10 protein-coding genes and 1 pseudogene are annotated in these 14,355 nt (G+C 73.6%); 5 read left to right on the top strand and 6 right to left on the bottom strand.

Annotated elements, in window-relative coordinates; all coding sequences use genetic code 11:
- Positions 1-15: 15 nt before the first annotated feature.
- Entirely contained in the window at positions 16-879 is an 864-nt protein-coding gene (locus POL72_RS28170) for an SGNH/GDSL hydrolase family protein (RefSeq protein ID WP_272098902.1), read from the bottom strand.
- A 160-nt stretch (positions 880-1,039) separates the two neighbouring features.
- On the opposite strand from POL72_RS28170, the gene POL72_RS28165 reads away from it, so the two are divergent.
- Together POL72_RS28165 and dut are read left to right on the top strand one after the other, a co-directional pair.
- Positions 1,040-2,419, top strand: a complete 1,380-nt coding sequence (locus POL72_RS28165) for a hypothetical protein (RefSeq protein ID WP_272098900.1) — start codon at positions 1,040-1,042, stop codon at positions 2,417-2,419.
- Between the two features lie 18 nt (positions 2,420-2,437).
- Entirely contained in the window at positions 2,438-2,896 is a 459-nt protein-coding gene (dut, locus tag POL72_RS28160) for a dUTP diphosphatase (RefSeq protein ID WP_272098898.1), read from the top strand.
- A gap of 37 nt (positions 2,897-2,933) precedes the next feature.
- Here dut and POL72_RS28155 read toward each other — a convergent pair whose 3' ends face one another.
- The gene (locus POL72_RS28155) at positions 2,934-3,842 is read right to left on the bottom strand and encodes a LysR family transcriptional regulator (RefSeq protein ID WP_272098897.1); all 909 of its coding nucleotides are present in this window, start codon (positions 3,840-3,842) and stop codon (positions 2,934-2,936) included.
- A 641-nt stretch (positions 3,843-4,483) separates the two neighbouring features.
- Positions 4,484-5,365: pseudogene (locus POL72_RS51880) on the bottom strand (serine/threonine-protein kinase); the annotation flags it as partial.
- Between the two features lie 208 nt (positions 5,366-5,573).
- On the opposite strand from POL72_RS51880, the gene POL72_RS28145 reads away from it, so the two are divergent.
- Positions 5,574-8,315, top strand: coding sequence for a phosphoenolpyruvate carboxylase (locus POL72_RS28145; protein ID WP_272098893.1), 2,742 nt, complete (start codon positions 5,574-5,576; stop codon positions 8,313-8,315).
- A gap of 151 nt (positions 8,316-8,466) precedes the next feature.
- Positions 8,467-9,666, top strand: coding sequence for a 6-phosphofructokinase (locus POL72_RS28140; protein WP_272098891.1), 1,200 nt, complete (start codon positions 8,467-8,469; stop codon positions 9,664-9,666).
- 81 nt (positions 9,667-9,747) lie between these two features.
- On the opposite strand, the gene POL72_RS28135 is transcribed toward POL72_RS28140, so the two are convergent.
- From POL72_RS28135 to POL72_RS28125, 3 genes are all read right to left on the bottom strand, one after another.
- Complete coding sequence (locus tag POL72_RS28135; protein ID WP_272098889.1) at positions 9,748-10,626, bottom strand: NmrA family NAD(P)-binding protein; 879 nt, start codon at positions 10,624-10,626, stop codon at positions 9,748-9,750.
- Positions 10,627-10,761: 135 nt separating this feature from the next.
- Positions 10,762-11,769, bottom strand: a complete 1,008-nt coding sequence (locus tag POL72_RS28130) for an inorganic phosphate transporter (protein WP_272098887.1) — start codon at positions 11,767-11,769, stop codon at positions 10,762-10,764.
- Positions 11,766-12,383: a DUF47 domain-containing protein gene (locus tag POL72_RS28125; RefSeq protein WP_272098885.1), complete on the bottom strand. Its 618-nt coding sequence runs from the start codon at positions 12,381-12,383 to the stop codon at positions 11,766-11,768. Before POL72_RS28125 ends, POL72_RS28130 begins: the two co-directional genes overlap by 4 nt.
- A 123-nt stretch (positions 12,384-12,506) precedes the next feature.
- Here POL72_RS28125 and POL72_RS28120 point away from each other — a divergent pair, with 123 nt between their 5' ends.
- Entirely contained in the window at positions 12,507-14,312 is a 1,806-nt protein-coding gene (locus POL72_RS28120) for an ATP-binding protein (protein ID WP_272098883.1), read from the top strand.
- Positions 14,313-14,355 lie beyond the last annotated feature (43 nt).

The following is a 14,355-nucleotide window of genomic DNA, read 5'->3' as shown; positions in this document are numbered from 1 at the left end:
CCGGTCAGCGCGGAGTCACTCCGCCCGCCGCTCCGACACCTGCTCGCCCCGATGGGCCGCGCTCTCCGGGGCGTCCGCGCGGGAGCGGTGCTCCTCCGGCGGAGACGGCCGGAGCGCCCAGGGGCTGCGCTGCGGCGCCGCTGCGCCTTCTTCCCCGCCGGCCGGAAGGTGCTCCGCCGTGAGCCAGCCCCAGAAGGCCTCGGCCCAGCGCGCGCCGCCCACCTCGTTCGGGTGGATCTTGTCCTTCTGGCGCGGGAGGGGGCCCGGCACGAGCGCGTCGGAGTCGAAGAAGCGGCACGGGGCCGAGTTCGTCCGGATCACGTCGATGATGCCGGTGTCCTTGCGCCAGAGCGGCGGCGAGACCCACACGCACGGGCGGCCGCCGATCGCCTTGACGATGCGGCGGATCGCGCCGGCGTGGGCCGGCGGGTTGACGTTCTCCACCTCGTTGGCGCCGAGGCTGATGATCACGAGGTCCGGCTGGTAGTTCGCGACAAGGAGCTCCATCCTCGAGGCCCACGTCACCGTGTACGAGCTCGTCTCCGCCTTCACCGCGTAGCGCACGTGGTGCTCCTGCATCCGCGGGCGGAGCGCCTGCGCGAAGCCCGCCACCGCGAACGAGTCGCCGACGTGGAGGACCGCCGTGTTGGGCGGGACCTCGAACTCGGGCGGCAGTGCGGCCGTTGGCGCGGCAGCGGCCTCGACCGGCGCGGAGGCCGCGGGCGGACGGGCGGCGGCCGGCGCGGAGGCCTCGGACGGCGGCGCGGGCGCCGCCGCGGCCCCGGGGGACGGCGCGGGCGCCGGTGCGGCCCCACACGCGATGCCCGCCGCGGCAACCCCGGCGAGCGCCCAACTACTGACCCGGATCTCCCTGCCCATGCTCGCTCCCGACGCCGCTTCCGCGCGGCCAGAGAGGGGCACGGCGCGCCCCGATGGGCACGCGCGCGCGGCTGCGCGGAAGATCGCGGCGCACTCTACGGCCGGCCGCGTCCGCACGGCAATCATTGAGCGAACGGCCCGCACGGCTTATTACATGCGCATGAGCTTCCGTCTGTTTGGAGTCTCGGTCGACGTCCAGCTCGGGTTCTGGCTCTCCGCCGCCCTGCTCGGGTACGGAATCCTGGCCAGGCAGCAGTACCAGACGTTCCTCGTCTGGATCCTGGTCGTCTTCCTGTCGGTCCTGATGCACGAGTTCGGGCACGCGCTCGCCATCAAGCGGCACCGGATCGAGCCGGAGATCACGCTGCATTTCATGGGCGGGACCACGACCTGGCGCTCGCTCCTGCCCGTCGGGCGGCTCCAGCACGTGCTGATCAGCCTGGCAGGCCCCTTCGCCGGCTTCCTCGTCGCCGGGCTCCTGCACCTGGTGCTCAGCTACACCCCGGCGCTCTACGCCCTCCCGGCCATGCTGCTGAGCGGGATGGAAATGCTCATCACGGTCAACGTGTGGTGGGGCCTCCTCAACCTGATCCCCGTGCTCCCGTTCGACGGCGGCCACGTCCTCGAGCACGCGCTCGGCCCGAAGCGGGCCCGGCTGACGGCGGCCATCTCGGGCGTCGCCGCCGTGCTCCTCGCCATCCTCTTCCTGAGGGCGGGGTTCTTCTTCTTCTCCTTCATCCTCGTCATGTCCGCGTTCCAGAGCCTTCAGCGGTTCCGCGCCGAGCCGGCGGCGCCGTCGCCCTCCGTGAACCGCCGGCGCGCGGAGTTCCAGGAGGAGCCGATGCCGCCCGAGACGACCGTGCTGCTCGAGCGGGCGCGCCGGGCCTTGGAGGACGAGCGGACGGGCGAGGCGATGGCGCTCGCCGCCGAGGTGCTCGCGCAGTCGCCGGCGCCGCCGAAGCGCGCGCTCCGGGAGGCGCACGAGCTCATCGGCTGGTCGCACCTGCTCCTCGGCGACGCGAAGCGCGCGGGGGAAGCGGTCGCGCAGGCGCGCAAGCACGGCGAGCCGGACCCGGCGCTGGTCGGCGCGGTGCACCTCGCGCTCGGGGACCTGAAGCAGGCGCGGAAGGCGCTCGAGGCGGCCCGGGAGGCCGGCGACGACCGGAAGGAGGTCGCGGGCCCGCTGATCCGGGTGCTCGTGGAGCAGGGCGAGGTGGCGCGGGCCGCGGCCGTGGCGCTGGACATCGTGGAGCAGCTCTCGGAGGAAGACGCGCGGCGGATGGCGGAGATCGCGTTCGAGCGCGGCGCGTTCGACTGGTCGGCGCGGCTCTACGAGGCGATCTTCCGCCGCGTGGGCCTCGGCGAGGACGCGTACGGCGCGGCACGCGCGAGCGCTAAGGACGGGAACCTCGAGGGGGCGATCGAGCTGCTCCGGCGCGCGGTGGAGGCCGGGTTCTCGGATCGGGCGCGGGCGTGGTCGGACTCGGCGCTCGAGGCGCTCCGGGGCTCGGCGCTCGAGGCGGTGCTGCCGCGCCCGTGACCGGCTAGGCTCCGCCGCGTGCGCATCCAGGTGCCTTTCCTTCGCGTGGGGCCGATCGAGGTCCCTCCCCCCGCCTACCAGTCCGAGGGAGCCGTCGGGCTCGATCTCTGCGCGGCCATCGACGCGCCGGTGACGCTCGCGCCCGGGGAGCGGAAGCTCGTGCCCACGGGCTACGCGGTCGCCCTCCCCGACGGCCACGAGGGGCAGGTGCGGCCGCGCTCGGGGCTCGCGCTGCACCACGGCGTCACCGTGCTGAACAGCCCCGGGACGATCGATCCGGACTACCGCGGGGAGATCAAGGTCGTCCTGATCAACCTGGGCGCGGCGCCGTTCACGGTGCACCGCGGCGATCGGATCGCCCAGCTCGTGATCTGCCCGGTCGCCCTCGCCGACGTGGTCCTGGTCCCCGCGCTCGCGCCGACGGCGCGCGGCGCGGGCGGCTACGGTTCGACGGGCGTGCGGCGCGAGGAGCCCTAGCTCCGCCGCTCGCGAGGGGCGCTAGGGGCGACAGAGCTCACGGCGACCTGAGCTCGTCGATCAGGAAGCTCCACACAGCGGCGACGCGGGGGACGTCGCGCAGGGCGCGGTGGCCGACGAGCCAGAGATCGTCCGTGGGCCACTCCGCCGCGCTCGCCTCGAGCGCGCTCGCGAACCGGAGCGGCACGAGGGCGTGCACCTGCAGGTACGGCTCGGGGACCAGCAGGGCGCCGAGCCCGATCTCCGCCGCGGTGAGCTGCGAGACGAAGAAGCTCGTGCGCAGGGCGATCTCCGCCCCGGGGGCGTGGCGCGCGAGCCAGCGCGCCGCCGGGAAGCTGGTGAGGTCGCGATCCCAGGCGATCCACGGCACGGCGTCCCACGCCGCCACGGGCCCGGCGTCCTTCACGAGCTGCTCCGAGGCGGCGGCGATCCAGCGGGCCGACGCGAGCTTCGTCACGACGAGATCGGCGCCCTCCGGCCGGATCGAGCGGAGGGCGAGGTCCGCCTCGTGCCGGGTGAGATCGAGCACCCGGACGGACGCGTCGAGCTCGATGCGGATCCTGGGGTGGAGGGCGCGGAGGCGCGGGAGCCTCCGGGTCACGAACGAGTCGGCGAAGCCCGGCGCGACGCTGAGGCGGACGACGCCCTCGGCGTCGGCCTCGGCGCCCGAGGCGTCGCGCGCGAGGCGCCGGTGCGCGGCCTCCATCGCCTCGGCGGCGGGCAGGACGAGCTCGGCGACGCGCGTGGGGACAAGGCCGTCGCGGGTGCGGTCGAAGAGGCGCGCTCCGAGCGACGCCTCGAGCGCCGTCAAGCGGCGGCTGACGGTGGACGTGTCGAGACCGAGGCGCGCGCCCGCCTGGCCCAAGCTCCCGTGCCGGTGGACGGCGAGGAAGACGCGGACGTCGTCCCACCGCGTGTCGCCCAGGTCCTGCGGCTTCGCGGGCATGGGCTGCGCTAGCGGTCCGACGAGAACAGCCGGAACACCGCGACCCCGATGCCCAGGACCACGAGGCCCACCGCGACGTGGAAGAGCCCGATCGGGCCCACGCCGATGCGCTGGCCGTCGAAGAGCAGCGACGCGGCCGCGAGGTCGAGGAGGGTGATGACGACGCCCGCGCCGGCGAGCCGCACCGGCAACGCGAACATCGCCATGAGCTCCGCGGTGCTCGGGCTGGGCCGGGCGGGCGCGCGCTCCATCATCGGGGGCGGCATCCTCGACGGCGAGTAGGACGGCCTCGCGAAGGGCGAGGGCGCGGGAGGAGACCAGTCGAGCGCGAGCGGCACCACCGGCTCGGTGGGGAGGCTGTGCGGCGGCAAGCGGCCGCCGCCGCGCTCCGGCAGGTGGAGCTCCCGGGCCGCCTCCGTGAACGCCGCCGGCGCCGCGAGGCCGGTGCTCTGGAGGAGATCCTGCGACCGCGTCGACCCCGGCGACGAGGGCGACGCGGGCAGCACCGAGGAGCGGGCGCGGGCGGCGGGCGGCGCGTGGCTCCGGCTGGGCACCGCGATCGGCGGAGCGCTCCGCGGCAGCCCGAGCGCCTGCTCGACGTCGTCCCAGAACGCCCCGATGTCCCGGAAGCGCTCGCGCGGGTCCACCGCCAGCGCCCGCCGGAAGGCGGCCTCCAGCGCGTCGGGCACGAAGATGCCCTCGCTCCTCGGCGTGGGGCGGCGCTTCTCGTCGAGCACCGTGCCCATCATCGCCACGTGATCCCCGCCGATGATCTCGCGGCCGGCGAGCGCCTCGACGACCGTCACGGCGAGCCCCCAGACGTCGGTCCAGGGGCCCGTCTTGCCGAAGCGCTTCGGCGCCCACTGCTCGGGCGCCCCGTAGGCCGGCGTGAACGCCGTCGAGAGGCCGCCCGACGTGGTGGCGGTCTGGCCGGCCATGACCGTCGCGGCGTCGCGGGCGCGGGCGATCCCGAAGTCGAGGATCTTGACGACCTCCGCGCCGTGGATCTGGGCGAGGAAGATGTTCGCCGGCTTGAGATCGCGGTGCACGACGCACGTGGGGCCGCTCGGCCCGGGGAAGTGGTGCGCCGCCTCGAGCGCCCGCGCGACGGGCGCGAGCAGCCGGATCACCTCCGCCGGCGAGAGCTGCGGCGCTCCGATCGCCGCGCGGGAGGCGATGTGGCTCGCGAGCGTGCGGCCCTCGAGCCACTCCAGCGCGATGAACGGCACGAAGGCGCCGGTCGCGGCCGAGATCACGTCGTGGTGCAGCGGCCTGACGACGGCAGGGATCGCGGCCGACAGGCGGAACAGCAGTTCCGCTTCCTCACGAAATTTTTCAAGAAACTGCACGCGCAGCTGCTCGGGCAGCGTCGCCGGAACCTTGAGGCACTTCAGCGCGACCGGCGCTCGAAAAGCCTCGTGGTACGCCCGATAGACGACGCCGAACCCACCTTCGGCGACGACCCGCTCTACCTTGAACGCCCCCTGGGTCGTGCCGACGATCCCGAACACATCATCGGCCATCCGCCGAGGGTACACGAGCTCGACGAGGCTTCGAAAGGGCGCGGATGAACGGATGATGCACGGACCGTGCTCGCACCCCGGCCCACCCGGGCCGGCCCCGAGGAGCGCCCCCCCGCCCCGGGGGGCCCACCCCCTCGAGGCCACGGACCATCCGCCCAGACCACACTCGGTGGTCCGTTTTACGCCGCATCGCGCTAGGCTGGCCGCCATGCCGCCCCGCCGTCGTGAGGTCGATCGACCTCTTCGCAAAGAAGTTCGCCTGCTTGGACGCCTGCTCGGGGAAGTGTTGATCGAGCAGGAGGGAGAAGAGCTCTTCGCCATCGAGGAGCGCATTCGCACGCTCGCCATCCGTCGGCGCCGCGGCCCCAGCGACGGCCGCGCGCACGCGGCCGCGGAGCTCAGCAAGCTGCTCGCAGAGCTGCCCCACGATCGCCTCGAGCCCGTCATCCGCGCGTTCACCGTCTACTTCCGGCTCGTGAACCTCGCGGAGCAGCACCACCGCATCCGCCGCGCGCGCGCGTACGCGACGGATCCCGGCGCGCGGCCGCAGCGCGGCTCGATCGAGGCCGCGATGCACACGCTCAAGAAGGCCGGCGTGCCCGCGGAGCGCGTGCGCGCCGCGCTCAGGACGCTCGACGTGACGCTCACGCTCACCGCGCACCCGACCGAGGCCGCGCGGCGCACGGTGCTCGAGAAGCTCTACCGCATCGCGAAGAACCTCGAGGAGCGCGACCGCTGCCAGCTGACGCCCGACGAGTCTGCGCGCAAGCTCGCCGAGATCCGCGAGGAGATCACCGCGCTCTGGCAGACCGACGAGGTGCGCCGCGATCGCCCCACCGTCGGCGACGAGGTGAAGAACGTCGCCTGGTACATCGAGGAGATCCTCTGGGATCTGATCCCCGATCTGCCCACCGTGATCGGGCGCGCGTTCGAGGCCGCTTACGGCGAGCCGCTCGACGCGGAGATCGCGCCGCTCCGGATCCACTCGTGGGTCGGCGCCGACATGGACGGCAACCCGCTCGTCGTGCCCGCCGTGCTCGAGGACGCGCTGTTCGCCTACCGCATCCGCGGGCTGCGCCGGCTCATCCGGGCGGTGCGCGACCTCGGCGGCGCGCTGTCGCAGTCGGTCCGGCACGTCACGCCGCCGCCCTGGCTGCTCGCGTCGATCGAGGAGGACGCCGCCGCGATGCCCGAGGTGGCCGCGCACTTCGGCCCGCGCACCGAGGGCGAGCCGTGGCGCCGCAAGCTGCACTTCATCGAGGCGCGACTCACCGCCACGCTCGAGCACGCGGAGCACGGCCGCGCCGAGGCGCGCGCGCGCTCCGGGCAGGGCCCCGCGCGCGAGGGGCGCGCGTTCGTGCGGCCCGAGGAGCCGACGGTCGGGGCCCCCTACCGCGAGCCCGCGGAGCTCGAGCGCGACCTCACGGTCGTCGCCGACAGCCTGCGCGCAGCGCGCTGCGCGAGCTCGGGCGAGCGGCGCGCGCGGGCGCTGCTCACGCAGGTGCACGCGCTCGGGTTCGCGCTCGCGGAGCTCGAGATGCGCGCGCCGGCCGAGGACGCGCGCGCCGCGGCGGCCAGCATCGCGGAGGGCCGCGTCGAGCCGGCGCAGATGACGCCCGAGGCGCGCCGCGTGTTCGAGGCGCTGCAGCGCATCGCCGCGGCGCAGCGCGACGGCGGCGAGTCGTCCTGCCGCACGCTCGTGCTGTCGATGACCCACAGCGAGGACGACGTCCTCGCCGCCCTCGCGTCCGCGAAGGCCGCCGGGCTGTGGGACGAGGCGCGCTCGTGCGCGCGGATCGACGTCGTCCCGCTGTTCGAGTCGCTCGCCGCGTTGAACGACAGCGCGAGGATCCTGCGGGCGCTGCTCGCGCACCCGGAGTACCGGCCGCACGTCCTCGCGCGCGGCGTGCAGGAGGTGATGATCGGCTACAGCGACTCGGGCAAGGAGGTCGGCCTGCTCGCGGCGAGCGCGGCGCTGCGGCGCGTGCAGGAGACGCTGCCGAAGATCGCCGCGGAGGCGGAGCTGCCGCTCCGCGTCTTCCACGGCCGCGGCGAGTCGGTGGCGCGCGGCGGCGGACCGGCCCACCAGGCGCTGCTCGCCCTGCCGGCCGGCAGCGTCGGCGGCCGCTACAAGGCGACCGAGCAGGGAGAGGCGCTCGACCACAAGTACGCCCGCCCCGAGCTCGCGATGCGCACGCTGGAGATCATGCTGAGCGGCGTCCTCCTGCACACGCTGGGCGCGCAGCCGCGGCCGCCCACGGCGTCCGAGCTGCGCTACGCCGCGGCGTTCGACGAGCTCGCCGAGACGGGCCGGCGCGCCTACCGCGGGCTCGTCTGGGAGGAGCCCAAGTTCGTGGAGTTCTTCACGGCCGTGACCCCGATCGACGAGATCGCGCGCCTGCCGCTCGGCTCGCGCCCGAGCAAGCGGCGCGCGGGCGGCCTGGAGTCGCTGCGCGCGATCCCGTGGGTCTTCGCGTGGACGCAGAACCGGGCCATCCTCCCGGGGTGGTACGGCGTCGGCAGCGGCCTGGAGGCGATGGGGCAGCGCCCCGAGGGCGCGGAGCTGCTGAAGGAGATGATGGCGTCGTGGCCGTTCTTCCGGGCGGTCATCGACAACGTCGAGATGGTGCTCGCGAAGGCCGACATGACGATCTTCGCGGGCTACGCGGAGCTCGCGCCGGCCGCCGCGCGCAAGGCGGTCGCGCCGAGGATCATCGCGGAATACAAGCGGACGCGGTCGTGGCTCAAGCGGCTCACGGGCAACCGGCGGCTGCTCGAGGGCAACCCGACGCTCCAGCGATCCATCTCGCTGCGCAATCCTTACGTCGACCCCCTTTCATTCCTGCAAGTCGAGCTCCTGCGGGCGAGCCGCGGCGGGGACTCGGGGCGCGATCGCTCGCTCCTGCTCACGCTGAACGGCATCGCCGCCGGCATGCGCAACACGGGGTGAACGGCGCACGCGCGGAGCGCCACGCGGCGCGGCGCGCTCGCTCGACGCCGCGCGGCGCTGTCGTCCAACGCCCGGCGTCGTCAAACAACGAGTTCGATCGCGTGACAATCGCTCAGCCAACCTCGTCGTCGCGTGGTAGAAGGCCGGCGCCATGACCAGCATCGTCGAGTTCGGACGTCCCGACACCCTCCCGGCATCGGACAAGCGCCTGCTGCTCGTCTTCGACGGCGGCAACGCCCCTGGCTACTCCTCGGTCGCCGTCGCGCTGACGGAAGAGGCGGCGCGGCGAGGTTACGAGGTGTGGGCCGCGACCGAGGGCTTCCGCTCCCTGACCGCGGACGCGCGCGCCCAGCCCCAGTTCGAGCGCCTCATCATGAGCCGCCGCCAGCGCTACGACCTGCTCGCGCAGGGCATCCCCGCGCGCTCGATGGGGCGGCGCGTGCTCGACGCGGGCAGCGATTTCCGCAGCGAGCGCTACTCCGGCTTCCTCGATCGCGAGAAGCGCAAGCAGGCCGCCGCGACCTTCAAGGCGCAGGGGTTCACGCACCTCATCTGCGTCGGCGGCAACGGCACGTTCGAGGGCATCAAGGCGTGGCTCGACGAGTTCGAGGTGCGCCCGCAGGCCGGCTTCGTGAACGTCTCCATCGACAACGATCTGGAGGGCGATCGCGCGATCGGCTTCCTGTCCGGCGTGGAGACGGGCGCGACCATCGCGCGCGGGCTCTACGAGGACGCCTACACGCACAAGCGCATCTACATCCTCGAGATGATGGGCAACCGCAGCGGGCGGCACGCGCTGCACTGCGCGGTGGCTGCCCGGGCGCACCTCATCGTGCTCCCCTTCTTCCGCTTCCCCCAGGACGTGCTGAGCGAGCTCGCCGACGGCCTCAAGCGCGCCGACTACGCGCTCGTGATCGTCGCCGAGGGCTACGAGGCCGAGCGCCGCCGCAAGGAGCACCCCGGCGTGTCGGCGAGCGACTACCTGAAGATGCAGCTCGAGGGCGCGGGCCTCCGCGACTCGCCGGACAAACGCGTGATCGCGGAGCCGTTCAGCCGGTACATCCGCGGCATCCGCCCCGCCTTCCTCGACGTCTCGGCCGCCTTCCTCAAGGGGTCGCTGCTGCTCGCGGCCTTCGACGAGGGGCGCACCGAGGTGATGCCGTACGTGCTCGCCGCGAACGACGTCGGCGTGCTCGACTTCGCCTCCATACGTCGCGAGGACGGGGTGGAGCGGGCGTTCCTGCCGCTGCTCGACCGGCTCGACCTGAACCGCTTCAAGACCTGGATCCTCGACCACTTCATCAGCCTCGGGGCGGCCCGACCGAGCCGCGCTCCGTCGCACGTCGGATGAGCTCCGCGCCCGCGCGGGCCGGGTGAGCCCCGCGCGGGCCGGGTGGACCACGCGCCGGACCGACGCGACGCCCTCGCAGCTTCACGCGACCGCTCGGGTCAGCGCGCCGGCGAGGTGCTCGCGCGCCCAGTCCTCGAACCGCCGCCACCCGACCTCCGGGTAGGCGGCGTGGAGCGCCCCGAGGTCCACGCCGTGGCCGACGCGCGTGAGCCAGCGGAGCATGGCCGTGAGGTCCTCGCTGCGCGCGCGCACCTCGGCGAGCGGCACCTCGGCGTAGCGGATCTCGCGGCCGGCCACGCGGGACAGCACCGAGACGGCCTCGGCGCCGGTGAGCTCGTCGGACGCGAGCTCGATGCGGCGCCCGAGGAAATCGCCCCGGCGCTCGAGCACGAGCGCCGCGAACCGACCCACATCGTCCGCCGCGATCTGCTGCAGCGGGCAGCCCGCCGGGAGCGGGGCCGCGTACACGCCGCGCCGGAGGCCGAGGAGCGCCGCGGGCGCGAGCAGGCTCTCCATCAGGCAGACCGGGGCGAGGATCGTGCAGGGCACGCCGAGCGCCGTGATGTACCGCTCGACGGTCGCCTTGCCCTCGAAGTGGGGGACGCCCGTGCCCCGGTCGGCGCTCGCGACCGACGTGTAGACGAGGTGCGCGCCGCCCGCCGCCCTCGCGGCCTCGGCGGCGGCGAGGCCGAGCCGCAGCTCCGCCTCGGCGGCCGCGAGCCCGCCCTCGAGCGGCGAGCCCATGGCGAAGACCGCGTCGACGCCGGCCGCCGCGCGCGCGATCGAGCGGGGCTCGTCTGCGCTGCCCTGAACGATCTCGACGCCGAGCTCGATGAGCCGCGCCGCTGTCGGATCGCCAGGCCTGGCGGAGAACGCGCGGACGCGGTGCCCGCGGGCGAGCAGCGCCCGCGCGACCGCCCCTCCCGGCGCCCCCGTCGCCCCCATCACGAGCGCCCGCATGGTCGCGCTATGGAGATCCGCGGCGCGCTTCGTAAGTCCCGGGGCGCGCCGCGAGCGCCGCCGTCTGGAGCGCGAGCGAGGCGCCGGCTCGCCTGCGTGGCGTCACGCCGCGCGGCGCCGCGCTCGCCTGCGCGGTCAGGGCTGGCCGCTGATGACGTTCGCGACGGTGTAGGCGACCGCGGCGAGGGCGGCCGAGGCGGGGATCGTGAAGATCCAGGCCCAGACGATGCGCCCGGCGACGCCCCAGCGGACCGCGGAGATGCGCCCGCTCGTGGCGCCGACCCCGACGATCGCGCCCGTGATCGTGTGGGTCGTGCTCACGGGGATGCCGAGCGCGGTGGCGCTGAACAGCGTCGCCGCGCCGGCCGTCTCGGCCGCGAAGCCGCCCACCGGCTTCAGCTTCGTGATCTTCATCCCCATGGTCTTCACGATGCGCCAGCCGCCGGAGAGCGTGCCGAGGCCCATGGCCGCGTGGCAGACGAGCACGACCCAGAGCATCGGCTTCGGGTCCTTGCCGCCCTCCTGGAGGCCCGCGGAGATGAGGAGCGCCGTGATGATGCCCATCGTCTTCTGGGCGTCGTTGCCGCCGTGCCCGAGCGAGTAAGCGGCGGCGGAGAGCAGCTGTAGCCGCCGGAACCGGGAGCTCACTTTGCCGGCGGTCCAGCCCCGCGCGAGCCGCCGGATGGCGTGCATGAGCGAGAACCCGATGACAGCGCCGAGCAAGGGCGAGACGAGGATGAACGCCGCGGTTTTGCCGAAGACCGTCGCGTCGAGCACCGACAGCCGCCCCGCGCTCTTCACCGCCGCCCCGGCGAACGCGCCCATGAGCGCGTGCGACGACGACGACGGCAGCCCCCACCACCACGTGAGCAGGTTCCAGATGATCGCGCCGAGCAGGCCGCCGAGGATGACGTTCGGCGTGATGAACCCCGGCTCGACGCCCTTCGCGATGTTCCGCGCCACCGTGGGCTCGAACAGCGCGAACGCGATGAAGTTGAAGGCGGCTGCCCAGAGCACCGCGGTGCGCGGCGACAGGACGCGCGTCGAGACGACCGTGGCGATCGAGTTCGCGGCGTCGTGAAAGCCGTTGATGTAATCAAACACCAGCGCGATGATGAGGATGGCGAGGATGTAGGTCGTCATGCGTGCTCGAGCACGATGCCCTCGATGATGTTCGCGACGTCCTCGCAGCGGTCGGTCGCGTGCTCCAAGAGGTCATAGATGTCGCGCCACTTCATCACGAAGAGCGGGTCGTTCCCCTTCTTGAAGAGCGCCGCCAACCCGTTGCGGTAGTGCCTATCCGCTGCGTTCTCGATCTTGTTGATCTCGACGCAGAGCTCGAGGAGGGTCGGCTGTTTCTTCAGATCCCTGAGGGACTGGATGGCGGAGCTCATGACGGTGCACGCGTCGACGACATCCTGCGCGAGCAGCCGCGCGTCCGGCAGGGCGCTCGTGATCTCGAAGAGCACGAGCCTCACGCTCGCCGCCTCGATGCAGTCGAGCACGTCGTCGAGGCGGGTGATGAGCGCGTGGATCTCCTCGCGATCGAGCGGCGTGATCCACGTCTGGTGGAGGGCGGCCAGACACTCGTGGGTGATCTTGTCGGCCTCGTCCTCGAGGTCGGAGATCCGCTGCACCAGGGCCGGGGCTTCGTCGAGCCTGTCGAGCATCTCCAGGAGGAGCTCGCTCGCTGCGACGCTCTGCCGTGCGTGGTTGGCCAGCGCGTCGAAGAAGACGGCGTCACGGGTTAATCCCATGGGGCCGGGCGTTTACCCGTCTCCCCGCATCACGTCAACGAGTCGTCATGGAACGGACAAAAGCAGGTAACCTAAGGATCTTCGCCCACGTCGCGCGCGGCGTGGGTCCGGCGCGCGGGTGACATGGGTATAAGAAGCAAGCTCATCGCGTTCGCGGTGGGGATCGCGATCCTCGCGGCGTTGGTGTTCGACGGCTATGTCCTGAAGACGCTCGGAGCAGAGCTCTCGGCGCACACGGAGGCCAACCTGACGACGCGGACGGCGCTCGTCACCGAGGTCGCCGCGAGATCAGGCGATCTCGCGGCCGAGGCGCCCGCCCTCGCGGCGGCGCTGTCGAAGGTCGCCGGAGCGCGCGTCACGTTGATCGATCCGCGAGGCGCGGTGCGGGGCGACTCGTCGGTCGCGCCGGAGGGGCTCGGCCAGCTCGAGACGCACGCGACGCGCGACGAGGTCGCCGAGGCGCGGCACCTGGGCACGGGGCGCAGCGAGCGCGTGAGCAAGACGACGCAGATGCGGATGCTCTACGCCGCGCAGCGGCTCGATCGCCCGGACGGGCCGTGGGTGGTGCGGGTCGCGTTCGAGCCGGTCGCGATCGATCGCAGCCTGTCCGCCGCCCGCACGCGCGTGGTGGAGGGCACGATCCTGGCCCTGGCGCTCGCCGTCGCCGCGGCGCTCGCGGGGGCGCGCGCCCTCTCCGGGCGGCTCGTCTACCTGACGGGCGTCGCGCGGGAGATGCGGGCCGACCTGGGCCGGCGCGCGCGCATGCAGGGGCGCGACGAGATCGCCACGCTCGGCGGCGCGCTCGACGACCTCGCCGAGAGCCTGGAGCTGTCGCGGCGCGAGCTCGGGGGCGAGGGCGAGCGCTTCGGCGCGGTGCTCGAGTCGATGCGCGAGGGCGTGCTCGTCACGGACGAGAAGGGCGACATCACGCTGGTCAACCCGGCGCTCTCGCAGCTGCTCGGCATCCGCAGGGACCCGGTCGGCCGCCCGCCGCTCGAGGTGCTGCGCTCGTCGAGCCTGCACGAGCTCCTTGAGGAGGTCGCGCTCGCGCGCGCGGCGGCGACGCGCGAGATCGAGATCGCGCCCGCGGCGCCAGGCGCGGCCGGGCCCCCTGGGCGCAGGATCCTGCTCGTGAACGCCGCGCCGCTCGCGCTGCCGGCGCAGAGCCGCGGGGCGGCGGGGGTCGTCGCCGTCTTCTTCGACGTGACGGAGCTGCGGCGCATCGAGGGCCTGCAGCGCAACTTCATCGCCAACGCGTCGCACGAGCTCCGCACGCCGGTCGCGTCGATCCGCGCGAGCAGCGAGACGCTGCTCGGCGGCGCGCTCGACGACCCGGAGGCCGCGCGCGATTTCGTCGAGGTGATCGAGCGGAACGCGACCCGGCTGCACCGGCTGGTGGACGATCTGCTCGACCTGTCGCGCATCGAGGGCGGCGAGCGGCCGCTCTCGCCGGGCACCCTCGACCTCTCGGTGCAGGCGGAGGCGGCGGTGGCGCTCCTGCGCGGGCGCGCCATGGAGAGGGACACCGACGTGAAGATCGACGTGGCGCCCGGCACGCTCGTCGCGGCGGATCCGCGCGCGCTCGACCAGATCTTGACCAACCTCGTCGACAACGCGATCCACCACACGCCGAACGGCTCGCACGTGGTGGTGCGCGCGCGGGCCGCGAACGGGCGCGTCGTCCTGGAGGTCGAGGACGACGGTCCGGGCATCCCCCCGGTGCACCAGGCCCGCGTCTTCGATCGGTTCTACCGGGTGGATCCGGGCCGCTCTCGCGCGTCGGGCGGCACCGGGCTCGGCCTGTCCATCGCGAAGCACCTCGTCGAGGCGATGAGCGGCGACATCACGGTGACCACCGGCGCGGCCGGCGGGGCGCTCTTCCGGATGACGCTGCCGAGCGCGTCAGCTGGCGCCGCCCAGAAGAAGTAGGCCGGCGGCGGCGCTGGAGCCGGCCTCGTCGAGGCGGGGCGGG

This window comes from Sorangium aterium, assembly GCF_028368935.1.
In the GTDB taxonomy this organism is placed as follows: domain Bacteria; phylum Myxococcota_A; class Polyangia; order Polyangiales; family Polyangiaceae; genus Sorangium; species Sorangium atrum.
Note: the sequence above shows the minus strand (reverse complement) of the source record. Positions and strands in the feature narration are given on the sequence as shown.

Coding starts and splice junctions, on each gene's coding strand:
- POL72_RS28170 (WP_272098902.1), bottom strand. CDS start 879: ATGGGCAGGGAGATCCGGGTCAGTAGTTGGGCGCTCGCCGGGGTTGCC.
- POL72_RS28165 (WP_272098900.1), top strand. CDS start 1,040: ATGAGCTTCCGTCTGTTTGGAGTCTCGGTCGACGTCCAGCTCGGGTTC.
- POL72_RS28155 (WP_272098897.1), bottom strand. CDS start 3,842: ATGCCCGCGAAGCCGCAGGACCTGGGCGACACGCGGTGGGACGACGTC.
- POL72_RS28145 (WP_272098893.1), top strand. CDS start 5,574: ATGCCGCCCCGCCGTCGTGAGGTCGATCGACCTCTTCGCAAAGAAGTT.
- POL72_RS28140 (WP_272098891.1), top strand. CDS start 8,467: ATGACCAGCATCGTCGAGTTCGGACGTCCCGACACCCTCCCGGCATCG.
- POL72_RS28135 (WP_272098889.1), bottom strand. CDS start 10,626: ATGCGGGCGCTCGTGATGGGGGCGACGGGGGCGCCGGGAGGGGCGGTC.
- POL72_RS28130 (WP_272098887.1), bottom strand. CDS start 11,769: ATGACGACCTACATCCTCGCCATCCTCATCATCGCGCTGGTGTTTGAT.
- POL72_RS28125 (WP_272098885.1), bottom strand. CDS start 12,383: ATGGGATTAACCCGTGACGCCGTCTTCTTCGACGCGCTGGCCAACCAC.
- POL72_RS28120 (WP_272098883.1), top strand. CDS start 12,507: ATGGGTATAAGAAGCAAGCTCATCGCGTTCGCGGTGGGGATCGCGATC.